General features: G+C 59.2%; 23 protein-coding genes. 13 read left to right on the plus strand and 10 right to left on the minus strand.

What is annotated here, in order from left to right; translation table 11 throughout:
- Positions 1–70: 70 nt before the first annotated feature.
- Entirely contained in the window at positions 71–1,684 is a 1,614-nt protein-coding gene (locus tag AC07W5_RS09525) for an NAD(P)/FAD-dependent oxidoreductase (RefSeq protein WP_494992631.1), read from the plus strand.
- 135 nt (positions 1,685–1,819) lie between these two features.
- Here AC07W5_RS09525 and AC07W5_RS09530 read toward each other — a convergent pair whose 3' ends face one another.
- On the minus strand, positions 1,820–2,914 hold the full coding sequence (locus AC07W5_RS09530; RefSeq protein ID WP_495023260.1) for a PLP-dependent cysteine synthase family protein: 1,095 nt from the start codon (positions 2,912–2,914) through the stop codon (positions 1,820–1,822).
- A gap of 323 nt (positions 2,915–3,237) precedes the next feature.
- Here AC07W5_RS09530 and nhaA point away from each other — a divergent pair, with 323 nt between their 5' ends.
- Positions 3,238–4,425 carry a Na+/H+ antiporter NhaA gene (gene nhaA, locus AC07W5_RS09535; RefSeq protein WP_495010335.1) on the plus strand — a complete coding sequence of 396 codons (1,188 nt, stop codon included), beginning with the start codon at positions 3,238–3,240 and terminating at the stop codon, positions 4,423–4,425.
- A 79-nt stretch (positions 4,426–4,504) separates the two neighbouring features.
- Here the strand turns inward: nhaA and AC07W5_RS09540 are convergent, their stop codons facing one another.
- Positions 4,505–4,969 carry an outer membrane lipoprotein gene (locus AC07W5_RS09540; protein WP_494992628.1) on the minus strand — a complete coding sequence of 155 codons (465 nt, stop codon included), beginning with the start codon at positions 4,967–4,969 and terminating at the stop codon, positions 4,505–4,507.
- A 168-nt stretch (positions 4,970–5,137) separates the two neighbouring features.
- Between AC07W5_RS09540 and AC07W5_RS09545 the strand changes: the two genes are divergently transcribed.
- Entirely contained in the window at positions 5,138–5,374 is a 237-nt protein-coding gene (locus AC07W5_RS09545) for a hypothetical protein (protein ID WP_494992627.1), read from the plus strand.
- A gap of 5 nt (positions 5,375–5,379) precedes the next feature.
- Here AC07W5_RS09545 and pdxH read toward each other — a convergent pair whose 3' ends face one another.
- The 5 genes from pdxH to dinG form a co-directional block, all read right to left on the minus strand.
- Entirely contained in the window at positions 5,380–6,027 is a 648-nt protein-coding gene (gene pdxH, locus AC07W5_RS09550; RefSeq protein ID WP_495010334.1) for a pyridoxamine 5'-phosphate oxidase, read from the minus strand.
- 24 nt (positions 6,028–6,051) lie between these two features.
- A complete protein-coding gene (locus AC07W5_RS09555; protein ID WP_495023261.1) occupies positions 6,052–7,089 on the minus strand; it encodes an OmpA family protein in 1,038 nt (345 codons plus the stop codon).
- 144 nt (positions 7,090–7,233) lie between these two features.
- Positions 7,234–8,379, minus strand: coding sequence for a serine hydrolase domain-containing protein (locus AC07W5_RS09560; protein WP_495023262.1), 1,146 nt, complete (start codon positions 8,377–8,379; stop codon positions 7,234–7,236).
- Positions 8,380–8,539: 160 nt separating this feature from the next.
- Complete coding sequence (locus AC07W5_RS09565) at positions 8,540–10,966, minus strand: beta-agarase (protein WP_495023263.1); 2,427 nt, start codon at positions 10,964–10,966, stop codon at positions 8,540–8,542.
- Between the two features lie 94 nt (positions 10,967–11,060).
- Positions 11,061–13,205 carry an ATP-dependent DNA helicase DinG gene (dinG, locus tag AC07W5_RS09570; protein ID WP_494992622.1) on the minus strand — a complete coding sequence of 715 codons (2,145 nt, stop codon included), beginning with the start codon at positions 13,203–13,205 and terminating at the stop codon, positions 11,061–11,063.
- Positions 13,206–13,304: 99 nt separating this feature from the next.
- On the opposite strand from dinG, the gene AC07W5_RS09575 reads away from it, so the two are divergent.
- A complete protein-coding gene (locus tag AC07W5_RS09575) occupies positions 13,305–13,769 on the plus strand; it encodes a CopD family protein (RefSeq protein ID WP_494992621.1) in 465 nt (154 codons plus the stop codon).
- Between the two features lie 70 nt (positions 13,770–13,839).
- On the opposite strand, the gene AC07W5_RS09580 is transcribed toward AC07W5_RS09575, so the two are convergent.
- Positions 13,840–14,598 (minus strand): collagen-like protein, encoded by a 759-nt coding sequence (locus AC07W5_RS09580; protein ID WP_495023264.1) that lies wholly within the window; start codon positions 14,596–14,598, stop codon positions 13,840–13,842.
- A complete protein-coding gene (locus AC07W5_RS09585; protein ID WP_494992619.1) occupies positions 14,591–14,869 on the minus strand; it encodes a DUF1145 domain-containing protein in 279 nt (92 codons plus the stop codon). Before AC07W5_RS09585 ends, AC07W5_RS09580 begins: the two co-directional genes overlap by 8 nt.
- Positions 14,870–15,103: 234 nt before the next feature.
- On the opposite strand from AC07W5_RS09585, the gene AC07W5_RS09590 reads away from it, so the two are divergent.
- From AC07W5_RS09590 to AC07W5_RS09605, 4 genes are all read left to right on the plus strand, one after another.
- Complete coding sequence (locus tag AC07W5_RS09590; protein WP_494992618.1) at positions 15,104–15,601, plus strand: DUF6231 family protein; 498 nt, start codon at positions 15,104–15,106, stop codon at positions 15,599–15,601.
- 4 nt (positions 15,602–15,605) lie between these two features.
- Positions 15,606–16,082 carry a YchJ family protein gene (locus AC07W5_RS09595; RefSeq protein WP_494992774.1) on the plus strand — a complete coding sequence of 159 codons (477 nt, stop codon included), beginning with the start codon at positions 15,606–15,608 and terminating at the stop codon, positions 16,080–16,082.
- A gap of 71 nt (positions 16,083–16,153) precedes the next feature.
- Complete coding sequence (locus AC07W5_RS09600) at positions 16,154–16,639, plus strand: LEA/WHy family protein (RefSeq protein ID WP_494992615.1); 486 nt, start codon at positions 16,154–16,156, stop codon at positions 16,637–16,639.
- 5 nt (positions 16,640–16,644) lie between these two features.
- Positions 16,645–16,854: an SEC-C metal-binding domain-containing protein gene (locus AC07W5_RS09605; RefSeq protein WP_494992614.1), complete on the plus strand. Its 210-nt coding sequence runs from the start codon at positions 16,645–16,647 to the stop codon at positions 16,852–16,854.
- Between the two features lie 155 nt (positions 16,855–17,009).
- On the opposite strand, the gene AC07W5_RS09610 is transcribed toward AC07W5_RS09605, so the two are convergent.
- On the minus strand, positions 17,010–17,558 hold the full coding sequence (locus AC07W5_RS09610) for a cysteine hydrolase family protein (protein WP_495023265.1): 549 nt from the start codon (positions 17,556–17,558) through the stop codon (positions 17,010–17,012).
- Positions 17,559–17,697: 139 nt separating this feature from the next.
- Here AC07W5_RS09610 and AC07W5_RS09615 point away from each other — a divergent pair, with 139 nt between their 5' ends.
- From AC07W5_RS09615 to AC07W5_RS09635, 5 genes are all read left to right on the plus strand, one after another.
- Positions 17,698–18,342 carry a glutathione binding-like protein gene (locus AC07W5_RS09615; RefSeq protein ID WP_494992612.1) on the plus strand — a complete coding sequence of 215 codons (645 nt, stop codon included), beginning with the start codon at positions 17,698–17,700 and terminating at the stop codon, positions 18,340–18,342.
- A 146-nt stretch (positions 18,343–18,488) separates the two neighbouring features.
- The gene (locus tag AC07W5_RS09620; protein WP_495010329.1) at positions 18,489–20,939 is read left to right on the plus strand and encodes a penicillin acylase family protein; all 2,451 of its coding nucleotides are present in this window, start codon (positions 18,489–18,491) and stop codon (positions 20,937–20,939) included.
- Positions 20,940–21,219: 280 nt separating this feature from the next.
- Positions 21,220–21,999 (plus strand): transporter substrate-binding domain-containing protein, encoded by a 780-nt coding sequence (locus AC07W5_RS09625; protein ID WP_494992610.1) that lies wholly within the window; start codon positions 21,220–21,222, stop codon positions 21,997–21,999.
- A gap of 57 nt (positions 22,000–22,056) precedes the next feature.
- Complete coding sequence (locus AC07W5_RS09630; protein ID WP_494992609.1) at positions 22,057–22,785, plus strand: ABC transporter permease; 729 nt, start codon at positions 22,057–22,059, stop codon at positions 22,783–22,785.
- Positions 22,782–23,492 (plus strand): ABC transporter permease, encoded by a 711-nt coding sequence (locus AC07W5_RS09635; protein ID WP_494992608.1) that lies wholly within the window; start codon positions 22,782–22,784, stop codon positions 23,490–23,492. The genes AC07W5_RS09630 and AC07W5_RS09635 overlap by 4 nt, the downstream gene beginning before the upstream one ends.
- Positions 23,493–23,510: the final 18 nt, after the last annotated feature.

The raw sequence follows: 23,510 nt of genomic DNA on the forward strand, positions 1-23,510 counted from the left end.
TGAGGCTTATAATCGCCGGTTTGTGAAACGCCTTTGGCGCATTTGTGCGCCCCGCGAACCGGATCCCGTCATGTTACGAATCACCGAACTCAAGCTGCCCATCGACCATCCCGAAGAAGACCTGCGGCCTGCCATCGTGCAGCGCCTGGGCATCGCCAGTGATGACCTGCTCGACTTCACCTTGTTCAAGCGCAGCTACGACGCGCGCAAGAAGTCTTCCGAACTCTGCTTCATCTACACCATCGACCTGCGCGTGCATGATGAGGCGAAGCTGCTGCACAAGTTCGCCGATGACCGTAACGTCAACCCGGCGCCGGATGTCAGCTACAAAGCCGTCGGCCAGGCCCCTCAGGACCTGAGCGAGCGGCCGATTGTGGTCGGCTTCGGGCCGTGCGGAATTTTCGCCGGGCTGCTGCTGGCGCAGATGGGCTTCAAGCCAATCATTCTTGAACGTGGCACTGAAGTTCGTCAGCGCACCAAGGATACCTGGGGTCTGTGGCGCAAAAACGTACTCAACCCCGAGTCCAACGTGCAATTCGGTGAGGGTGGCGCGGGAACCTTCTCCGACGGCAAGCTTTACAGCCAGATCAAGGATCCGAAACACCACGGCCGCAAGGTTCTGCACGAGTTCGTCAAGGCCGGTGCGCCGGAAGAAATCCTCTACGTCAGCAAACCGCATATCGGTACCTTCCGTCTGACCGGCGTAGTCGAAAACATGCGTCATCAGATCGAAGCCATGGGCGGCGAAATACGTTTTCAGCAACGGGTTACCGATGTGCTGATCGAGGACGGCCAGCTCACTGGCGTGGAACTGGCCAGTGGTGAACAGATCCACTCCAGCCATGTAATCCTGGCCCTTGGCCATAGCGCCCGGGACACCTTCCGCATGCTTCACGGCCGCGGTGTGTACATGGAAGCCAAGCCGTTCTCGGTGGGTTTCCGTATTGAACACCCGCAATCGCTGATCGACAGTGCACGCCTTGGCAAGTATGCCGGTCACCCAAAACTCGGCGCCGCCGACTACAAGCTGGTGCACCACGCCAGCAATGGTCGCTCGGTCTACAGCTTCTGCATGTGCCCAGGCGGCACGGTGGTGGCTGCAACGTCCGAGCCGAATCGGGTCGTCACCAACGGCATGAGCCAGTACTCGCGCAACGAGCGCAACGCCAACTCCGGGATAGTGGTCGGTATCACCCCTGAAGTGGATTACCCAGGCGGCCCGCTGGCCGGTATCGAGTTGCAGGAGCGTCTTGAGTCCCACGCCTTCACCCTCGGCGGCAGCAACTACGAAGCCCCGGCGCAACTGGTCGGCGACTTCATCGCAGGCAAGCCGTCCACGGCTCTGGGCAGCGTCGAGCCGTCCTATAAGCCAGGTGTGGCATTGGGTGATCTGGCGCTGGCATTACCGGACTTCGCCATCGAAGCCATTCGCGAAGCCTTGCCGGCGTTCGAGAAACAGATCAAGGGTTACTCCCTGCATGACGCCGTGCTGACCGGGATCGAGACCCGCACCTCGTCGCCGCTGCGTATCACTCGTAACGAGTCGATGCAGAGTTTGAACGTCAAAGGCCTGTTCCCGGCCGGCGAAGGTGCAGGCTATGCCGGCGGGATTCTGTCGGCGGGTGTCGACGGGATTCGGATCGCCGAAGCGGTGGCGCGCAATATCCTCGGGATCGAGGCTTAACCCTCGTAGAACGGATCGTTCCCACGCTCCCGCGTGGGAATGCATCCGGTGACGCTCTGCGTCACCTAAGGGCGGACGCAGAGCGTCCATAGCGGCATTCCCACGCAGAGCGCAGGAACGATCAGTCCGGCCTTGTCAGATCCCCGCGCGCAATACGCTGGCCGGCAACGCTTCACCATGCTCGACACTCGCCGTGACCGCCTCGATCAAGCCACTCAACTCATACCCCTGAGCCTTCAGCCAATTCTGATCGTAGTAAGTCGTCGCATAGCGCTCGCCGCCATCACACAGTATCGCCACGATCGACCCGGATTCCGCCGCTGCAACCATGTGCTGTGCTGCCATCACAGCGCCAATCAGGTTGGTGCCGCTGGAACCGCCGACACGCCGTCCCAGGCGCTGCGCCAGGTAATGCATGGCCGCCAGGGACAAGGCGTCCGGCACTTTGACCATGGCATCGATCACCTTGGGCAGGAACGACGCCTCGACCCGTGGCCGACCGATGCCTTCGATTCGCGAACCGCAGTCCAGGCGCAGGCTGGCGTCGCCGGTCTGGTAATAGTCGAAAAACACCGAACGCTCGGCGTCGGCGCAAAGTACGCGGGTGCAGTGTTGGCGATAACGCACATAGCGCCCGAGAGTCGCCGTCGTGCCGCCCGTGCCGGGGCTTGAAATCAGCCAGCTCGGCTCCGGGTAACGCTCGAAACGCAATTGCTGGAATATCGACTCGGCAATGTTGTTGTTCGCCCGCCAGTCAGTGGCGCGCTCGGCGTAGGTGAACTGGTCGATGAAGTGGCCACCGCTCTCGCTGGCCAGACGTTCTGACTCGGCGTAGATCTGCGTCGGGTCCTGCACCAAATGGCTTTTTCCGCCGTAGAAAGCGATTTGCGCGATCTTTTCCTGGGACGTGGTGGCAGGCATCACGGCAATGAATGGCAAGCCCAGCAGGCGCGCGAAATACGCCTCGGAAATCGCCGTCGAACCACTGGACGCCTCGATTACCGGTGCGCCCGGCTTGAGCCAGCCGTTACACAACGCATAGAGGAACAACGAGCGCGCCAGACGATGTTTGAGGCTGCCGGTGGGGTGACTGGACTCATCCTTGAAGTACAGCTCGATGCCCGGCAAGCCTGGGAGGGGCAAAGGAATCAAATGAGTATCGGCACTGCGTTGAAAGTCCGCTTCGATGATCCGGATGGCTTCTCGGGCCCACTGTCGGTTGTCGCTCATGGTCTTTTCTCGCTGGATCGAGCGCCGTGCATGGCGCCTGAAGATGAAATGCACCCGGCTCTGGTGATCGGGGCTCAGGGAAAACCTGGCGGTGACAACAGGTAACAGTTCGGACCCTGTCTCGACCCTGTCGATAAGCTTAGGAAATTTCCTGCCTACCGCACAGGTGCAGTCATGACGCAATTAGATACACAACTGCCAGGCTCCAGGCCAATAAAACGCCTGTTCAGCGCATATAACAAAAAAGAATATAACTTTTGTTTTAACAACCAACCGTACAGGTTAGGGTGTCCTGCCTTTTGAACTATTGATGGAGAGTGACCTTGCCTCTGCGTAGCACTTTCACACGTTTCTTTCAGTTGGAAGCTGCCAGCGGTCTGTTATTGATTGCTGCTGCAGCTCTGGCTTTGATCATCAACAACTCACCGCTGTCCTGGCTTTACAACGGCCTGCTGGACACACCTGTGGTCGCCCAGATCGGCGCATTGAAAATCGCCAAGCCATTGCTGCTGTGGATCAACGACGGACTGATGGCGATGTTCTTCCTGCTGATTGGTCTGGAAGTCAAACGCGAGGTCCTCGAAGGTCATCTGTCGAAACCTTCGCAGATCGTCCTGCCGGGCGCTGCAGCTATCGGCGGTATGGTCGTCCCGGCGCTGATCTACTGGTTCCTCAACAAAGACAACCCGACGGCGCTGGGTGGCTGGGCCATTCCAATGGCCACCGACATCGCCTTCGCCCTTGGTGTACTCGCCCTGCTGGGCAAACGCGTGCCGGTCTCGCTGAAACTGTTCCTGATGACCCTGGCGATCATCGACGACCTCGGGGCGATTATCGTCATCGCGATCTTCTACTCGGGCGCACTGTCCACGCTGTCGCTGATGCTGGCCGCGGCATGCCTGGTGGCCCTGGTGGCGATGAACCGGCTAGGGGTAGTGAAGCTCGGGCCGTATATGATCATCGGCCTGATCCTCTGGGTCTGTGTACTCAAGAGTGGTGTCCACGCGACCCTGGCCGGGGTGACCCTGGCATTCTGCATTCCGCTGCGCACCAAAAACGCCGAACCTTCACCGTTGCTGAGCCTGGAGCACGCGCTGCATCCGTGGGTCGCGTTCGGCATCCTGCCGCTGTTCGCCTTCGCCAACGCCGGGGTATCGCTGGCTGGCGTCAATCTCGAAAGCTTCACCCACCATGTGCCGATGGGCATCGCCACTGGCTTGCTCCTGGGCAAAACCATCGGCGTCTTCGGCCTGACCTGGCTGGCGGTCAGGATCGGCATTGCGGCCCTGCCGACCGGTGCAAACTGGGGTCAGGTGTTCGGTGTGGCGATTCTCTGCGGGATCGGCTTCACCATGAGTCTCTTTGTCGGGTCCTTGGCATTTGTGCCGGGCAGCAGCGATTACGCCGGGATGGACCGCATGGGCATCCTCACCGGCTCCATACTTGCGGCGCTGATGGGTTATGCCGTGACGGCGGCGGCCAGTCGCAAGAACCCCTCGCTTCAATCCTGAGCGTCGAGGGCTGCAAAGGCTGAAAACACAAAACCCCGACCAGTTGCCTGGCCGGGGTTTTGTTTTTAGCGGGTAATGCTTAATGGGAAACGCGGCTGGTGCCACCAACCATCGAGATACGAACACGCTCGCCGACCCGGAAAACCTCGTTTTCCTGAACCTGCTGCACGTAGGCACGCATGCTGCCGTCGTCTTCGCGAACAGTGATTTCCACGCCCTGAGTGCGGGTCAGGCCTTCTTCGGCGGCCGAACCCAGCAGGCCACCGGCAACTGCACCGACCACGGCGGCAACGGCGCTGCCTTTACCGTGGCCGACAGAGCTACCGCCAATACCACCAACGACCGCACCGGCGGCAGTGCCGACCGGGCTCTTGGTGCCTTCGATTTTCACCGGACGCAAGGATTCAATGGTACCCATGCGAATCGTCTGCACCCGACGCGCTTCGTCACGGGAGTAAGAGTCACCAGTCAGGCTGGACTGGCAGCCGCCGAGCAACATCGCCATCGTGGTGAAAGAAGCAACCAGCAGAACAGTCTTACGCATAGCATCAACTCCAAAGGACAGGTATTCATTAAACTCCGCAGATTGACGCCTGTCACTGCATCACCCGGATAAAATTTGCCGCATTCAGGCGCAGTACAGGCGTGCCTGAAAACCCATCACACCGTAGCGTCAATTTTCAAAATCTGCGCTGCTGGCTAAAGGATTTCCATGGACTACTTCATTATTGTCGTCACCACCGTTGCCGGACTGTACTTCCACTGGTGGCTATACGTACGGATCAAACGCTGGATGGATCGCGACCTGGCGTTGGCTCTGGCAAATGGCGACGAGCAGAAAAGAACCTTCATGCTGCAACAGCTGGCTCGCGCCCAGGAGCATAAAATCAAACGCCGGGACTTGCCGCGTTGGCTCCAGGCCGCCGCAGCAAGCTATCCCGATCAGTAGACCACTTAAGGCGCCAGACGTTCGCGTGCCCAGTCGCTGCCTTGCAGACGGTAGTTGAGCCGATCATGCAGACGACTCGCACGGCCTTGCCAGAATTCGATACGTTCCGGCAACAAGCGATACCCGCCCCAATGTTCCGGGCAATTGGGCTGAGTGTCGCTAAAGCGCTGTTCGGTAGTCTTGAGCAAACCTTCCAGCTCCTTGCGATCGGCAATCACCTGGCTCTGCGGTGAGGCCCACGCACCGAGGCGACTGCCCAGCGGGCGCACCTGGTAATACGCATCGGACTCCTGCGGCGTGACCTTGACTACCCGCCCCTCAATGCGCACCTGGCGCTCCAGAGTCGGCCAGAAAAATGTCATGGCAGCGAACGGGCGAACCGCCAATTGCTGCCCCTTGGCACTATCGTAGTTGGTGAAGAAGGTAAAGCCCTGCTCGTCCAGCCCCTTGAGCAGGAGAATGCGGCAATGCGGCCGGCCGTCCTCATCGACGGTGGCCAGGGTCATTGCGTTCGCCTCGACCGGCGGCTGTTCGGTTTTCACCGCCTCAGCGAACCACTGATGGAACAATGCGAAAGGCTCAGCCGGAGCGTGGGCCTCGGTCAAACCATCGCGGGTGTAGTCGCGGCGCATATCAGCCAGACTTTGGGTCATGGCGCTTTCCTTCTGCTTAAAGAATCAGTTCTTGGTCTGATCAGCCGGTGCGGCAGTCTTCGCCGGCGCAGCAGCTTTGGCTGGAGCCGCTTTTTTCGCGGATCCTTTCTTGGCTGCTGATTTCTTCGCCGATGCAGCCTTTTTGGACGCTGCGGACTTCTTCGATGAAGCGCCTTTTTTCGCGGTGACGGCTGGAACTGCAGGCTTGGCATCCGGCACAGCGACCATTTCTGCCGCTGGCGGGGTCGACTGGCTGTACTTGCTCAGCAACGCCAGCATGGTGGTGCGTTGCGTCAGCATGATTTCCACACGGCGGTTCAAGGCGCGGCCCCGGGCACTGTCATTGGCAGCACGCGGCATTAGCCCACCCATGCCACGCAACATCAGGCGATCGCTGTGCAAACCACTGAGGCTGAAAATCGCCGCAACGGATTGTGCGCGATCCTTGCTCAACTGCTGAGTCTCCGCAGCAGCGCTCGTGGTATCACCATGGCCAAGTATCAGAACGGCAGTCTTCGGATCACCTTCAACCACTTTGGCTACCCGGGTGAACGGGCCAAGGGTTACCGGCAGCAACATCGAAGGACGCTTCGCGTTGAAAGACTCGTCCACCGGCACCACCACTACCAGCACGTTGTCGCGGCGCTCCAATTGCAAATTGCTGCCCTTGATGGCGACACGCAAGCGTGGCTCATAGTCGTCCAGCCAGGCCTGAGTGATTTTCGGATCCGGCATCGGGACGTCTTTCACTACCGCCTTGCTGAGATCTTTAGGCTGCTCAGGATGGTCGCCAAACGGCCACCACCAGTGACTTTCGGTCTCAGCCTTGGCGACTGGCGGGGTTTGCGTTGAAGCCGCTGCGGTGGTCACCGCTTTGCTCTTCTCGGCTGTCGCGGCCGTTACTGCTTTGGACCCTGACTTGTCAGTTTCTTTACTCGCGACCTTGTCGGAACCTGAACCGAATGACCACCAGTGCCCCCCGTCTGCTTCATTTTGTGGGGTTTGTGCGCAACCGGTAATGCTGAGGCACAGTGCCAAGGCTAAAGATTTGTTCGATGACATCGGGATATCCACAAAATGAGATAAAAAGCTGTTGGTCTCTACGACCCGTTTAAGCAGACGCTTTGAAACTAGAAAAGCCACAGGGTTCCGCTCTGCTGCTTTTTCAGGCATGTTTTATCAAAATAATGCCATACAACAATCCTTTTACAGGCAATCGGCCAAAACCCGCACAAGCTTTTGCGCGCGCGGATCCATCAACACGTACGGCCCCAAGGTATTTGTCACAAAACCGAAGGACACATCGTGCTCTGGGTCAGCAAAACCAATGGAGCCTCCAGCCCCCGGATGACCGAAGGCCCGCGAGCCGAGGCCGTAAGTCGCGTTGGGTACATCCGGTTGATCGAGCATGCAGCCCAGGCCAAAACGGGTCTGGGTCAATAAAGTCTTGTCCGGTCCGATGCTGTGCTCGCGGGTCAGTTCGTTGAGCATTTCAGCCTCCAGCAGGCTTCCGTCGAGCAAGCCACTGTAAAATCCTGCCAGGCTACGGGCATTACCATGGCCATTGGCCGCAGGTTGCTGCATGCGCCGCCATTCCGGTTTGTTGGTGCTGGTCATGATCGACGGCGGATTGGTGAAGGCCCGAGTGGTCATGGCCGTTGGCTCGCGCATGGTTACTTGCAGCAAGCGCTGGGCCGCGGCGTCGCCGACATTGCCTTTGCCTCGAGCGATATGCGCGACACGGTGGAATTCTTCGTCTGCCAGGCCCACATGAAAATCCAGCCCCAGCGGCCGCGCAACCCGCGCCACGATGGACTCTCCCGGACCGCGTCCGTCGGCACGACGCAACAGCTCACCGACCAGCCAGCCGTAGGTGATCGCCGCATAACCATGGCCTTCTCCAGGCGTCCACCAAGGCGCTTCAGCGGCCAGGGCATCGACCATGGTCTGCCAGTTGTAAAGGGCTTCGGGCGCCAGCAACTCGCGCAACGCCGGCAAGCCTGCCTGATGACAGAGCAGGTGGCGCAGGGTGACCGATTCTTTGCCGGCGGCAGCGAACTCGGGCCAGTACCTGGCGACCGGTGCATCCAGTTGCAACTTGCCTTCAGCGACCAATTGCAACGCGGTGACTGCGGTAAAGGTCTTGGTGCAAGAGAACAGATTGGCGATGGTGTCGCTGTGCCAGGCCTCGGTGCCGTCCTTGTCTGCGGTACCCGCCCACAGGTCGACCACGGTCTGCCCGCCGATCTGAATGCACAGCGCCGCGCCGCGCTCCTGGGGATCATCGAAGAGTGCGGCAAACGCTTCGCGCACGGCTTCGAATTTAAGCTCGTAATGACCCTGAATCTGCACCCGCAACTCCCTCAGACAATCGCTTTACATAGTGGCACGCATTGTTCCAGCCCTTGACGGATTTGGGAACCGGGTCAGTCTGGCTGATCGCCCTTATACGAGCTGGATTTGAAATCTGCAGCGTCGGTCAGGACGCCATCTCGCAGGTAGACCTCCGCCGTTATTGACCATTCCCGGAATGCCCACCGCTGTGCCCTCCCTGCCCCGCACCTTTGCCCTTGTTGCCTTTCTTGCTGCCTTCGCCTTCATGGGACGCTGCCTTATCGGCATCGGCTTTGGCCTTCTCGGCCTCTTTACCCAGTTGATCGACCGCCTGCAGGTTGCTCTTGCGCACGCTGTCGACGAAGCCCTGAAACGGTATGTCGGTAATGCCTACCAGCCCGAAATGGCCGTTTTCACCATCCTGCAGGCGGCCGGTCACCGGTTGATCGAGGTACTGGAACCAGTGCACACCGACAATCGATGGCTCGGACACTGCTTGTTTGAGGAAATTGGCATAGGCCGGACCTCGATCCTCTTCTTTCGCAAGTTCCGTCACGCCCCCCCAGAACGGACCGCGATCCCGCGAACCGAAGTTGAATTCGGTGATCAGCACCGGCTTGTCCAGAGCACGCAATGCAGCGAAGTCATAACCGTCCTGGGGTTGCAGCGTGTACATGTTGAAGCTCAATACGTCGCAATACTGCGCGCAGGATTCAACGGCTTCCGGAGTGCTGATGGCAAAACGGCCACCCAGCAACAGATGATTCGGTGCATGCCACTTCAGCGAGTCGGAAATGGTCTTGAAGTAGGTATCAGCGAAGACTTTCTGGAAGTATTTGAAGTCAGCTTCGATTTCCGGGTGTTCCGGGCTTGGCAACGGCGGTTCGAAGCCCGGGTCTTCCATCAATTCCCAAGCCGGCAGATCGATACCCCAGGCTTTCGACAAGCCCGCCTGATTGCGGTATTTGTCGCGCAATTGCTTGAGGAACGCACGTTTGGCCGGCACGTCGGTGGTCATGCGCAAGGTGCCGTAAGCCAACGCATAACGGGCCTTGGGATCATTGCCGGGACCGGCCCAGGCCAGCTCGTTATCGGCAAAATAGCCAATCAGCCACGGGTCATCCCGGTGATCGCGGGCAGCAATGGCCACAGCACGTTCGGTGGCCATGGCAAAACGCGGATCGAACGGGTCTGGCATTGCGCCCCACCAGTCGGTGCCGGTACTGATGCTGGCGTAGTCGCCAACAATCGACAACGGCAGGGTGTAGGGCACACGTTCACTGAGGCCCAGCGTCGGGGCGCTCCAGTTGCCGATGGTGTTGAACCCCCAGGCCCGCAGGCGATCAAGGGTGTGGCTGGCCCAGCGTTTCTCGTCGAGGGTCTGGGGCACGCACGGCACGCTGACCGGCTTCTCGACCGTGTTTTCTTCGGCAGTTTTTTCTACCGCGTCCACTTTGGCGGCTGCTGCGCCCCCAGCCTTGGTCTCACGAGTGACAGCGCAGGGCTGACCGTAAGTACGCTGAAGATTGGCGCCATAGAAGTCATACCAGCGACCGGCATTGAACCCACGGCCCTTGTCGGCACCGTTACCCCCCCGGTTATCACCTTCACCGTAGTAGCTGGCCAATGGCTCATCGGCGTTGGGCAGCGCGCCGAACATCCATTCACGTCCGGCAACATACGTCTGGTTGGTATCGGCGGTGACCGCGTTGACTCCCAGGGAATAGAACGGGTGACCTTCCGGGGTCACCAGATACCAGCGTCCATCACGTTTTTCGGTGCGGAAAAAGCCGCTCGCGTTGAACGCAGGGCCTTTGTTCCAGCCACCGAATGTATCCAGGGACGAGCGCTCGCGCTCGGCAAGCCAGGTTTTGAGCTGCTGTTGCTCTTTGCCGGCAGCGGCTTTCAATTGCTCATCGCTGCTGACTTTCTCCGGCCATTTGGCCCGAGTGAACTGACCATAAGCGTCGACCAGCGAGCCGTAGGCAGCCTTGACCATTGCATCACTGTCCTGCACGCCAAAACGCTCGAGCATGATGCTCTGCGCTACTTTCGGCTTATCCATCGACAGCGTGACCGACACTACCTGGCTACGATCCAGCTCGCCTTCACTGCTGGCGAGCAAGACCCGCTGGCCATCGATCGTCATCGGCATCGGTGGCCCGGCTTTCATGCCCTGGCTCAGTGGGGAGCTGGCCTGCAATGGCACTAACAGGGTTTGTGCCGGGCCAGCCGGCAAGTCGATGCGGCTGACCAGGGTCTTGCCGTCGTTACTCTGGATTTTCACGTAGAGGGTCAGCGCCCAGTTCATGGCGCTCTGGATCCGCAAGCTCACGACGCTCGACTGTGACCAGTCCCAGGCACCGGTTTGCGGTGTCAGGCGCAGGCTCGGCCGAGCAGCCGGGTTGAAGGTCACCCGGCGCAGCACTTCGCCTTCAGCCGTTTGCTCCGCATTGGATTGCGGCAGGCTGGCATCTTCAGTCGCCACCTGCACCACGTCGGCGGGGCGGACAAAGTTGAACAGCGTCTGTTGTCCGGCGGGCGCAGCCAGCAGCGGCGCAGCGAACAACAGAGCAAAAATGGCGGGCAGCGAGCGGCGAATCATAGGAACGAGGTTCTCCCTAACGACCAGTGAATGGCCTGTGTGGAATCAGTGACACGAGATAGACAACGCGGCGGGCGTTTTCAACCACCGTGCCTCAAGAAATTTCCCGGCGGAACGGCGGCAGCGCATTGAGAATCGCTTTACCGTAGCGTTGCGTGACCAGTCGTCGGTCGAGCAAGGTGATGGTGCCGCGATCTTCCTCGGTACGCAGCAGCCGGCCGCAGGCCTGGACCAACTTCAGCGAAGCGTCGGGTACGGAAATTTCCATGAAGGGATTGCCGCCCCGAGCCTCGATCCATTCGGCCAGCGCCGCTTCGACCGGATCATCCGGCACCGAGAACGGGATCTTGGCAATCACCACGTGCTCGCAATAGGCCCCGGGCAAGTCCACACCCTCGGCGAAACTGGCGAGCCCGAACAGCACGCTGGAATCGCCGCCATCAACCCGCGCCTTGTGCTTGTTCAGGGTTTCCTGCTTCGACAGGTTGCCTTGAATGAACACTTGTTTACGCCAGTCGCGGTCCAGGCCGTCGAACACGTCCTGCATCTGTTTACGCGACGAGAACAGCACCAGGGTGCCACGCGAGCCTTCGACCAGGGCCGGCAGATCGCGGATGATAGCCGCCGTGTGTGCAGGGGCGTCCCGAGGGTCGGCGCGCAGGTCCGGAACTCGCAGCACCCCGGCGTCGGCATGATGGAAGGGGCTTGGCACCACCGCCGTCACGGCTTTTTTCGGCAAACCGGCACGCATGCGGAAGCGATCGAAAGTACCCAGCGCGGTCAAGGTGGCCGAGGTCACCAACGCGCCGTAGGCGACGTTCCACAGGTTGCGCCGGAGCATTTCTGCCGCAAGGATGGGGCTTGCGTTGACCTCGATATCGAACAACGAGCCGCTTTCGGCCAGGGTCAGCCAACGGGCCATCGGCGGGTTGTCATCCGGGTCTTCGACAGTGAATGCTGTCCACAGCTCCCAATTGCCTTGGGATCGGGACAGCAAACTACCGAACAATGGGTACCATTCTTCCGCCTGATTACTGGCGATACCGATGTTGACCTCGCCATCCATACCCTCTTTAAGCAACTCGGTGAGCCGGGTGAAAACGTCGGTCAGGCGCGCAAAACCCTTCTTCAGCTCGATACCCATTTCACGCATGTGCTCGGGGATGACTCCAGCGACGAAACGATGGCGTGGCCGTTCGCGACCTTCCACGTCTTCGCCGGGTTTGAAGTCGGCCACTTGCTCGCAGGCAGTGAACATGAACTGTTGCTGTGTCTTGATCTCGCGCGCCAATTCCGGCACCTGCTCGATCAGTTTGCCCAGGTCGCCAGGCAGTGGATGCTGGGCCAGCAGCTTGGTGAGATTCTTGGCGGTCTGCTCCAGCCAGTCAGCCGTGGAGCGCAGACGGGTGTAATGGGCGAAGTGGCCGATGGCCTTGTCTGGCAGGTGGTGACCTTCGTCGAACACGTAGACCGTGTCGCGCGGATCCGGCAGCACTGCACCGCCGCCCAGGGCCAGATCGGCCAGCACCATATCGTGGTTGGTGACGATCACATCGACCTTGCCCATGCCTTCGCGGGCCTTGTAAAAGGCGCACTGGCCGAAGTTCGGGCAATGACGATTGGTGCACTGGCTGTGATCGGTGGTCAGCCGCGCCCAGTCCTGATCTTCCAGAGCGGTGGGCCAGCTGTCTCGATCACCGTCCCATTTATTGCCGGCGAGCTTTTCGATCATGCTGGTGAACAGCTTCTGACTGGCCTCATCGACCTCGATCTTGAAGCCTTCTTCCTCGAAAAGCTGCGCCGTGGCAGTTTGCGCATGGCCTTCCTGCAGCAACATGTCGAGCTTGGACAGACACATGTAGCGGCCCCGCCCCTTGGCCAGGGCGAAGGTGAAGTTAAGCCCGCTGTTGCGCATCAGGTCCGGCAAATCCTTGTAGACGATCTGCTCTTGCAACGCGACGGTCGCGGTGGCAATCACCAGGCGTTTGCCCGCGGCCTTGGCGGCAGGAATCGCAGCCAGGCTGTAGGCCACGGTTTTCCCGGTACCGGTGCCAGCCTCGACGGCCACGACTGCGGGGTCGCCACTGCGCCGGCCTTCGTCATCGGTATCGATGTCGCCGAGGACTTTGGCAATTTCGGCGATCATCAGGCGCTGGCCATAACGCGGCTTGAGGCTCTTGGCTTCGAGAAAACGCGAGTAAGCGCCCTGGATCTGGGATTTGAGTTCGTTGCTGATCATGGTCTTCGGGGCGCGGGAAACGCTGGATAAATTTTCAGTGGTTCGAATCGGCCGCTATCATAACCCGCTAATTCATCCTGCGCAGAACGGAGTACCACAATGACACCCTTTGCCCTTGTCTACACCCTGCATGTATTGACGGCCCTGGTCTGGGTCGGCGGCATGTTTTTCGCCTGGATAGTCCTGCGCCCCGCCGCAATAGCGGCACTTGAAGGTCCAGCGCGATTGAAGCTGTGGGTAGAAGTGTTTCAACGTTTTTTTGTGTGGGTCTGGGTCGCGGTAGTACTTTTGCCGATCAGCGGTGTTGGCCTGATCCACTTGCGTTTCAACGGCTTTGAAACCGCACCGCGTTATGTGCAGGTGATGATGGGCTTGTACCTGGTCATGACGGCGCTGTTTATCCGCATCCAGGCATTGCAGCTGCCGGAACTGCGTAAAGCGGTGTTGGCCGAAGATTGGCCGATGGGGGCTGCAACCCTGGGAAGGATTCGCCGTTTGGTGGGGATCAATTTGATTATTGGGTTGCTGCTGGTGGCGGTAGCGTCGGCAAGGCCGACGTTTTAAGACCAACACAATCTCTGCTTTGATCGTTCCCACGCAGAGTGAGGGAACGATCAGATTCTCAATAACATCGCTACAACCGCTGCACCGTTACCGATCCCGCGTTACCGGCAGGCCCTGGTTGGCCTTCAACGCCGGGACGTCCGCTCTGACCGCCATCGGTCCGGTAAACAAAGCAGCCTTTGGACTTGCCGCCCGCGCCTGGCTTGCCAGCGGCGCCGGCCAATCCTCCGGCGCCACCGTCGACCAGGACCTTGATCTGCGCACCCGGATAGTCCTTGGGCAACTCCACGCGTACTTGCGCACCGGCGGCCCCGGGATGACCATCGCCGCCGTTATCGCCATCGGCGCCGCGACCGGCCTGCCCCCAGGCACAACCAGGGGCCTGACCATTGGCGCCATCCAGGCCGAAGTAACCCGGCGCACCGGCACCGCCGCGCGCATCCACTGACAACTCTTGAGCATTCAGCGAGTTGATCCGCAGATTGAGGTTACGCCCAGGCTTGGCTGCCTTAAGGTAAGTACCCGGCGCACCACGGGATGTAATCTGGCTGCCACTGCCCAATTGGGCATGGCTGACCTTCAACTGCAGGCTTTGCTCACCGGGTACGATGGCGATTCGCGCTTCGCGTCCCAGATGCAGTTCGCCGACCGTCACTTCGGTCACGTTGGAGGGAATCAGCAGGGTGCCGTAATCGGCGACATCCAGCCGCTCCAGTTGCAGGGCACTGGTGGTGTTCGGCAAACGCATCATGGTATTGGTTTCGACCGTTACCACTTGGGCATAGGTCAGAGGGCTGACCAAAGCGGCCAGCAGACAGAGATTACGCATGATTGGCCTCCAGGCTGGCCGGAGCCGGGACGGTTTGCAGATGAAAAATGCCAACCAGCAGAATCTGTAAGCGATCACGCCAGGGATGGACACGACCTTTCAGGCTGCCATTGAACAGCACCAGTTCCAGAAGATGCGTCAGCAGCAACAGGCTACCGGCCAGATTGACCAATAGATGGAACGGTTTGATCAATGGGTTGAGCAGGTTGACCACCACCACGAGCCAGAACAGCAAGGTCAAAAATTTCCCCAGCCCCCATAACACCTTCATACGCTCCCCCGTTGTGAATTATTCTTTGCGTGCACAGTACCGACTTCCACGAAGGATAAGCCAGAGGGCGATGAAAATTCTTCCTGAACGCAGGAGGCCGGCGGCCAGACGAGGAACAGCAACGCAGGATTGGGGCTTGTGGCGCCGAAGTTGACTGACAGAACTAACCACACAGGCCACTAGGCCCCGGCGTTCGGGCGCGCTAGTCTTTGCAGTTCTGATTGAGGATCTTCGATGACCGCAGGTATTTCTTCGCGCACACCCCAGCAAGCCCTTGCCGCTTTGCTCGATCGCTATGCGCCGCAGCATCTGTTACTGATCGGCGCCAGCGATTTCCCGGCGCTGGAAGCATTCCGGCTGGCGCATCCGGACACGTGTGTGGCACAAGCCGCGCCCGGCCCTCTGCCAGCAGAACTGGCGGCGCGCCGCTTCGACCTGGCACTGGCAGTCGATTGCCTGGAGCATTTGCCCAAGCGCGATGGCCTGAATCTGCTTGGCGGGATTCGCAACCTCAATGCCAGCCGCATCGCCGTACTGGCGGATCTTTCAGCTTGTGGCTGGCAGGAAACCGACTTTTTCTCCCTGGCGCTGCAAGCCAGCGAACGCTTCCAGCGCAACGAGCAGGTGCTGACTCTGTTCACCTACGATCTGCTTGAATACAAACAAGTGCCCGACTGGCTGAATGCCCGGTTCTGGGCCAATCCGGAAAATTTCGGCAAATATTGGTGGTAATGCGATGAGTACCTCGATTTGTCCGTGCGGTAGCGGCAACCTGCTGGATGCCTGCTGCGGCCATTATCATGCAGGCCACCCCGCCCCCTGCGCCGAGGCCTTGATGCGCTCGCGCTACAGCGCTTATGTACTGGGCCTGGTGGACTATCTGGTAGCGACCACCCTGCCCGCGCAGCAGGCAGGCCTGGATCGTCAATCGATCAGTGACTGGAGCGCCCAAAGCACCTGGTTGGGTTTAGACGTGGAAAGCTCCGAGGTATTTGGTGGCCAACCCGAACACGCTTTCGTGACCTTTACCGCGCGCTGGCACGACAGCACCGGTGAACACAGCCACCGCGAACGCTCCTCGTTCGTGCAGAACAGCGGCCACTGGTACTTCATCGACCCCACCGTGCAGCTCAAGGCCGGGCGCAACGACGCTTGTCCCTGCGCCAGCGGTCAGAAATTCAAGAAGTGCTGTTCAAGTTACACAGTCAGCTAAGTTTCAAAGTGGACCACCCCCCAACCCCGCCGCACCGATTGCTGGACTGGGGTCTCACAGGGAGTAATTTCATGGTCACTGAGTTTCGAACAATAAGGACAATTGGTCTGCTCATGGTGCTGACGCTTTCCGGCTGCGCATCCTGGTTTAGCGACGACAGGCTCGATCCTCAGGTTCACCTGATCAAGGTTGAAGTGGTCAGGGCCAAGCTTCTAGAGCAAAAATTTCGTCTGCACTTTCGCATTGACAACCCCAACGACTCCAGCCTGATTGTGCGCGGCCTGGTTTACCGGATTCACTTGGGCCAGATTCTCCTGGCCGACGGTGAGTATTCAGAGTGGTTCACCGTGGAGCCGAAAAGCAGCGGCTATTTCAAGGTTCCGATCCGCACCAACCTCTGGCCGCAGGTGCGCGAGGTGGTAAAACTCCTGCGAAAACCGGAGCGCCCCATCCCTTATCGGCTGGAAGGTGAACTGGAAACCGGATTATTCATCGGCTATGACGTGCACCTGGCGCGTAATGGCGAGATAATTCCCGCCGATTTTATTCCGGAGTGACCTCAATGACCCAAGAACCCCATGTCCATGGCCCTGACTGCAACCACGATCATGATCACCACGACCACCATGATCACGACCATGGTCATGTTCACGGCCCCAATTGCGGTCACGCCCACCAGGAGCCTGTGCGCAATGCGTTGAAAGACGTCGGCCGCAACGACCCTTGCCCATGTGGCAGCAGCAAAAAATTCAAGAAATGCCACGGCGCTTGATGCTCCGGGCGGATACTTTCTTCGTTTGTTAAATCGCCATCGCGAGCAAGCCCATACAGGAATCTCTGTCACACAGGAGCAGGGCTTGCCCGCGACAGAGCCGCCGCGGTGTATCAGGCTTACAGCGTCATCGTTCATCGCGAGCAAGCTCGCTCCTACAGGATCTGCGCCACGCTGACGACGGTGGCGTACTCGCCATGCAGATTGCCCAGCGACATTGCATGCACTTGCTCGGCTGAATGCACCTTGCCAAAATAATCGGCCTTGTCGAAGGTGTAACACGCGTCTTCCACGACCCAGGTTTGAAACCCCAGATTGCCAGCCGTGCGCGCAGTGGACTCGACCGAATTATGGGTCGCCACACCGACAATGATCAGTTGTTCTATCCCTGCCTCACGCAAGACCGTCTCTAAAGCCGTCCCGCAAAACGCATCCGGCACTTGTTTCTGGATCAACTGTTCGCCTGGCAATGGCACAAATCGCTCCTGAAACTCGACACCTGACTGCTCCGGCCAGAACACCGAGTCTGGTGAACGGGACAAATGTTGTACATGAATCACCGGCCGCGCAGTACAGCGCCAATGAGCCAGCAACTCAGCCATCCGGTCCTCGGCGTGCGGGTTGTTGCGCCGCCCGAGCCTGGGGTGATGAATGCCTTTTTGCTGATCGATCAGAATCAGCGCCGCGCTAGCCTTGAGCTCCATGCCGACTTTTCTCCTGCGGGGTCATTGAAATTCCCGCACTTCAACATCACCTCCTCCTGCAGGCAAGCCATCGAAAGCAAACAGGACGACCTAATGCCGGAGTTTGCTGTCCGTAGACACCCCTCACCTGGAGAACTCCATGATCGACCTGTATTACTGGACCACCCCCAACGGCCACAAAATCTCGCTGTTTCTGGAAGAGGCCGGCCTGCCGTACAACGTGCATGCGGTGAATATAAGCAAGGATGAGCAGTTCAAACCCGAATTCCTGAAAGTCTCCCCTAACAATAAGATTCCGGCCATTGTCGACCAGCAACCTGCTGATGGCGGCGCTCCGCAGGCGTTGTTCGAGTCTGGGGCGATTCTGTTGTACCTGGCAGAAAAAACCGGGAAGTTCCTGCCCAAGGACCTGCGCGGTCGGCAGCAAACCCTGCAATGGCTGTTCTGGCAAATGGGCGGTCTGGGGCCGATGGCCGGGCAGAATCATCACTTCAGCCAGTTCGCCCCGGAAAAAATCCCCTACGCGATCAAGCGCTATATCGACGAAACCGCCCGGCTGTACGGTGTCCTCGACAAGCAACTGGCCGACCGCAACTTCGTCGCCGGATCCGAATACAGCATTGCCGACATGGCAATCTACCCCTGGATCGTCTCGCACAAGTGGCAAAGCCAGAACCTGGAAGACTTCCCCAATGTGCAGCGCTGGTTCAACCACATCCAGGATCGCCCGGCGACCGCGCGCGCGTATGCTATTGCGGCGCGGATCAATCCACCTAAATCCTGAGGACCGGGATCGTTCCCACGCAGGAGCGTGGGAACGATCATTTATCAGACAAATCTTGAAATAAGATCCGCGCCCTTCTTGCGCGGCATCCTCCTGCTCACTAACGTAGCGCCTTTATCAGCACTACCCTCCGCAGGAGCTTTGCCATGGCCTCGCCAGCCTTCACACATTTCCTTCCCCGGCTCGGCGTTGCCGCAGCAGTGGCCGGTGTTCTAAGCCTGACCGGTTGTCAGACCTGGAACACTCAGGACACCCTGCCACCCACTTCTGGCGTGCAGCCGCTCAAAGGGCTGGCGCAGAACGTTTCGGTGCGCCGCAATGCCATGGGCATGCCGCTGATCGAGAGCAGCAGCTTCCACGACGCGCTGTTCACCCTGGGTTACGTGCACGCCAGTGATCGCATCACCCAGATGGTTACCATGCGCTTGCTGGCTCAGGGCCGTCTGGCCGAGATGTCCGGCCCCGACGTGCTGGAAGCCGACCGTTTCATGCGTGCGGTCAATCTGAAGAAAAGCGCCGGCGAGCTCTATAACGCCGCTTCGCCGCGTATCAAACGTTTCTTCGAAGTCTATGCACGTGGCGTCAATGCTTACCTGTTCCGCTACCGCGACAAACTGCCGCCAGACCTGGCCGCCTCAGGCTACAAACCCGAATACTGGAAACCGGAAGATTCGGCACTGATCTTTTGCCTGCTGAACTTCAGCCAATCGGCGAACCTGCAGGAAGAAATTTCCTCGCTGGTACTGGCACAGAAAGTCGGTGCCGACAAGCTCGCCTGGCTGACCCCATCCTATCCAGATGAACCACTGCCTTTCGCCGAAGCCGAAAAGCTCAAGGGCCTGAACCTCGACGGACAAATCCCGGGCCTGGCCGACATCACCAAAGTCACCGGTCAACTCTCCGACCTGAACCTGCTGAGCGTCACGGCTTCAAGCAACTGGGCTATCGCGCCACAGCGCAGCCGCAGTGGTAAAAGCCTGCTCGCCAGTGACAGCCAGCTGCCGATCGCCGTGCCCTCGCTGTGGAATTACGTGCAGCTGCGCGCGCCGAAATACCAGGCCGCTGGCGTGTCAGTCGCCGGGATCCCGGCCATCATCGCCGGTTTCAACGGCAAGGTCGCGTGGAGCATGACCATGCTCATGGGTGACAATCAGGACCTGTTCCTCGAAAAACTCAAACGCCAGGGCAATGCGCTCTATTACGAAGTCGGTGGCAAATGGCAGCCGGCAATCGTTCGTAACGAAACCTACTTCGTCAAAGGTCAGCGACCGATTCGCGAAGTCGTGTACGAAACCCGCCACGGCCCGCTGCTCAACAGCACGCCAGGCACGACCCTGAGCAGTGGTTATGGCCTGGCGCTGCAAATGCCGGACCTCAAGGACGACAAGAGCCTGGATGCGTTCTTCGATTTGTCCCGTGCGCAGAACGTCGAAAAAGCCTCCGACGCCAGCCGTGAGATCCGCGCCATTGCCCTGAATATGGTGTTCGCCGATGCGAGCAATATCGGCTGGCAAGTCACCGGCCGTTTCCCGAACCGCCGCGAAGGTGAGGGTTTGCTGCCATCGCCAGGCTGGGAAGGTCGCTACGACTGGGACGGTTATGCCGACCCGATGCTGCATCCCTATGACCAGAACCCGGCTCAAGGCTGGCTCGGCACCGCCAACCAACGGATCATTCCTCACGGCTATGGCATGCAGTTGTCCAACTCCTGGTACTACCCGGAGCGCGGCGAACGCATCGCCGAACTGGCAGGTGCCGGCAAGCACGACACCCGCAGTATGATCGCCATGCAGTACGACCAGACCACCACCTTCGCCGCCAAACTGAAGAAGATGTTCGAAGCGCCGGGCATGTCCCAGCCGCTCAAACAGGCCATCGACGCGCTTCCCGAAGCTGAACGTAACAAGGCTCGCGAGGCCTACAGCCACTTAATGGCGTTCGACGGCAAACTCAGCCCGACCTCGGCTGATGCGGCGATCTACGAATTGTTCCTGCAAGAGAGCACCAAGCAAATCTTCCTCGACGAATTGGGCCCGGAGTCCAGCCCGGTCTGGAAAGCCTTCGTCGCCAACGGCAATCTGTCCTACTCGGCTCAAGCCGACCACCTGCTCGGTCGCGAAGACAGTCCATTCTGGGACGACACCCGCACGCCGCAAAAGGAAGACAAACCGACTATCCTCGCCCGCAGCCTCGCGGCGGCGATGACCGCCGGTGACAGCCAGATGGGCGCCGATCACAAAGCCTGGCAGTGGGGCAAACTGCACCGCTACGAGTGGAAAAACGCCAGCGGCCAAACCGTGCGCGGTCCAATGCCGGCGGGCGGCGATCACACCACGTTGAACACTGCCGCCTACCATTGGGGACAGGACTTCAATACCACGTTGATCCCGGCCATGCGTTTCATCGTCGATTTCGGTCAGGCGGAACCGATGATGGGCCTCAACAGCACCGGCCAATCCGGTAACCCGGCCAGCCCGCATTACATCGACGGTATCGATTCGTCGCTCAAGGGCCAATACATGAGCTTCCCGATGCAGCCGCAGAACTTCGACAAGGTCTACGGCAATACACGGCTGACATTGGTGCCGGGCAAGTAAGGATTTAGCGCTCACACGATCCATCCCTCTCCCTCTGGGAGAGGGCTAAGGTGAGGAGGGATGTAACTGATGCTCAGGCGCTCAAGCACCACGATGGTGCATAATATTTTCAGCGCCCGTTTTCGGGCACGACCATTGCCCCTCTATCCCCGAAAACGGCCTTTTAAAACACTTGTTCGGGACTATGGTTCGGAAATTGCTACTTTTAATAGGTCTTACGCTTTCCAGTAACAGTACTAATGCGCCACAAGCGCTCATATTGGTTTTTAGGGATTGAATAATGAAAAAAGCATTGCTGACCCTTTCTGCACTGGCGTTGTGCATGGCTGCCGGCTCCGCGCTGGCCAAAGAATACAAAGAGCTGCGTTTTGGTGTTGACCCTTCCTACGCGCCGTTCGAGTCCAAAGCGGCTGACGGTAGCCTGGTGGGCTTTGATATCGATCTGGGCAATGCGATCTGCGCCGAACTGAAGGTTAAGTGCAAATGGGTCGAAAGCGATTTCGACGGCATGGTCCCTGGCCTTAAAGCCAATAAATTCGACGGTGTGATCTCGTCGATGACCGTTACCGAGGCCCGCGAGAAAGTCATCGATTTCTCCAGTGAGCTGTTCTCCGGCCCTACCGCACTGGTGTACAAGAAAGGCTCTGGCATCTCCGATGTTGCCTCGCTCAAAGGCAAAAAGGTCGGCTACGAGCAAGGCACCATCCAGGAAGCCTACGCCAAGGCTGTGCTGGACAAGGCTGGCGTCACCACTCAGGCCTATGCCAACCAGGACCAGGTCTATGCTGACTTGACATCTGGCCGTCTCGATGCCTCGATCCAGGACATGCTGCAAGCTGAATTGGGCTTTTTGAAGTCGCCACAAGGTGCTAACTACGAAGTCAGCAAGCCGGTCAACGATCCTTTGTTGCCATCCAAAACTGCTGTCGGTATCTCGAAAGGTAACAAAGAGCTCAAGGCTCTACTCGATAAAGGTATCAAAGCGTTACACGACGATGGCACCTACGCCACCATTCAGAAGAAACACTTCGGCGATATGAATCTGTACAGCGGCAAATAATGCCCGGCGCCCACCTCGAAAAGGTGGGCGCTTTTCTGACTGTCAAAGGCTGGATCCATGTTCGAAGAACTGTTGCAGACCCTTGGGCTTTCCGCCTTCAGCCTGAAGGGTTTCGGCCCCCTGCTGTTGCAAGGCACCTGGATGACCATCAAATTATCGGTGTTGTCGCTGCTGGTGAGCGTTCTGCTCGGCCTGATCGGCGCCAGTGCCAAGCTTTCAAGCGTCAAGCTGTTGCGGATTCCGGCGCAGTTCTACACCACGCTGATTCGCGGAGTGCCGGACCTGGTGCTGATGCTGCTGATTTTCTACAGCCTGCAAACCTGGCTGACCAGTCTCACCGTAGCGCTGGACTGGGAATACATCGAGATCAATCCGTTCAGCGCCGGGGTCATTACCCTGGGCTTCATCTACGGTGCGTACTTCACCGAGACCTTCCGCGGCGCGATTCTCGCCGTGCCGCGCGGGCAGATGGAAGCCGCAACCGCCTACGGCTTGAAACGCGGCCAGCGCTTTCGCTACGTGGTGTTCCCGCAAATGATGCGCTTCGCCCTGCCGGGTATCGGCAATAACTGGATGGTGATGCTCAAGGCCACCGCGCTGGTGTCGATCATCGGCCTCGCCGACCTGGTCAAGGCGGCTCAGGATGCCGGCAAAAGCACCTATCAACTGTTCTACTTCCTGGTGCTGGCGGCACTGATTTATTTGCTGATAACCAGCGCTTCGAACGTCGTCCTGCGCTGGCTCGAACGGCGTTACGCGGCGGGCTCCCGGGAGGCCGTGCGATGATCGAACTCCTGCAGGATTACTGGAAGCCCTTTCTCTATAGCGACGGCTACCACATCACCGGCTTGGCCATGACGATGTGGCTGCTCAGCGCCTCGATCTTCATTGGTTTCCTGGTGTCGATCCCACTGTCCATCGCCCGGGTTTCACCCAAGCTTTACGTCCGCTGGCCGGTGCAGTTCTACACCTATCTGTTCCGCGGTACGCCGCTCTATATCCAGCTGCTGATCTGCTACACCGGGATCTACAGCCTCGCCGCAGTGCGTGCGCAGCCGGTGCTCGATGCGTTCTTTCGCGATGCGATGAACTGCACCATCCTGGCCTTTGCCCTCAATACCTGCGCCTACACCACGGAGATTTTTGCCGGGGCGATTCGCAGCATGGCCCACGGTGAAGTAGAAGCGGCCAAAGCCTATGGCCTGAGCGGCTGGAAACTGTATGCCTATGTGATCATGCCCTCGGCCCTGCGCCGCTCGTTGCCCTACTACAGCAACGAAGTGATCCTGATGCTGCACTCGACTACCGTGGCCTTTACCGCGACCGTTCCGGATGTATTGAAAATTGCGCGGGACGCCAACTCGGCGACCTTTTTGACCTTTCAATCGTTCGGCATTGCCGCGCTGATCTACCTGAGCGTCACCTTTGCGCTGGTCGGTTTGTTCCGCCTCGCCGAACGCCGATGGCTGGCCTTCCTCGGGCCGACCCACTAGGACTTCTGTTTCAGGAAA

This window comes from Pseudomonas sp. GW821-FHT01E05, from assembly GCF_059422425.1.

Coding starts and splice junctions, on each gene's coding strand:
- AC07W5_RS09620 (WP_495010329.1), top strand. CDS start 18,489: ATGGCCTCGCCAGCCTTCACACATTTCCTTCCCCGGCTCGGCGTTGCC.
- AC07W5_RS09555 (WP_495023261.1), bottom strand. CDS start 7,089: ATGTCATCGAACAAATCTTTAGCCTTGGCACTGTGCCTCAGCATTACC.
- AC07W5_RS09615 (WP_494992612.1), top strand. CDS start 17,698: ATGATCGACCTGTATTACTGGACCACCCCCAACGGCCACAAAATCTCG.
- AC07W5_RS09580 (WP_495023264.1), bottom strand. CDS start 14,598: ATGCGTAATCTCTGTCTGCTGGCCGCTTTGGTCAGCCCTCTGACCTAT.
- AC07W5_RS09600 (WP_494992615.1), top strand. CDS start 16,154: ATGGTCACTGAGTTTCGAACAATAAGGACAATTGGTCTGCTCATGGTG.
- AC07W5_RS09545 (WP_494992627.1), top strand. CDS start 5,138: ATGGACTACTTCATTATTGTCGTCACCACCGTTGCCGGACTGTACTTC.
- AC07W5_RS09610 (WP_495023265.1), bottom strand. CDS start 17,558: ATGGAGCTCAAGGCTAGCGCGGCGCTGATTCTGATCGATCAGCAAAAA.
- AC07W5_RS09525 (WP_494992631.1), top strand. CDS start 71: ATGTTACGAATCACCGAACTCAAGCTGCCCATCGACCATCCCGAAGAA.
- AC07W5_RS09605 (WP_494992614.1), top strand. CDS start 16,645: ATGACCCAAGAACCCCATGTCCATGGCCCTGACTGCAACCACGATCAT.
- AC07W5_RS09590 (WP_494992618.1), top strand. CDS start 15,104: ATGACCGCAGGTATTTCTTCGCGCACACCCCAGCAAGCCCTTGCCGCT.
- AC07W5_RS09575 (WP_494992621.1), top strand. CDS start 13,305: ATGACACCCTTTGCCCTTGTCTACACCCTGCATGTATTGACGGCCCTG.
- AC07W5_RS09595 (WP_494992774.1), top strand. CDS start 15,606: ATGAGTACCTCGATTTGTCCGTGCGGTAGCGGCAACCTGCTGGATGCC.
- AC07W5_RS09530 (WP_495023260.1), bottom strand. CDS start 2,914: ATGAGCGACAACCGACAGTGGGCCCGAGAAGCCATCCGGATCATCGAA.
- dinG (WP_494992622.1), bottom strand. CDS start 13,205: ATGATCAGCAACGAACTCAAATCCCAGATCCAGGGCGCTTACTCGCGT.
- AC07W5_RS09585 (WP_494992619.1), bottom strand. CDS start 14,869: ATGAAGGTGTTATGGGGGCTGGGGAAATTTTTGACCTTGCTGTTCTGG.
- AC07W5_RS09630 (WP_494992609.1), top strand. CDS start 22,057: ATGTTCGAAGAACTGTTGCAGACCCTTGGGCTTTCCGCCTTCAGCCTG.
- pdxH (WP_495010334.1), bottom strand. CDS start 6,027: ATGACCCAAAGTCTGGCTGATATGCGCCGCGACTACACCCGCGATGGT.
- AC07W5_RS09565 (WP_495023263.1), bottom strand. CDS start 10,966: ATGATTCGCCGCTCGCTGCCCGCCATTTTTGCTCTGTTGTTCGCTGCG.
- AC07W5_RS09625 (WP_494992610.1), top strand. CDS start 21,220: ATGAAAAAAGCATTGCTGACCCTTTCTGCACTGGCGTTGTGCATGGCT.
- AC07W5_RS09540 (WP_494992628.1), bottom strand. CDS start 4,969: ATGCGTAAGACTGTTCTGCTGGTTGCTTCTTTCACCACGATGGCGATG.
- AC07W5_RS09635 (WP_494992608.1), top strand. CDS start 22,782: ATGATCGAACTCCTGCAGGATTACTGGAAGCCCTTTCTCTATAGCGAC.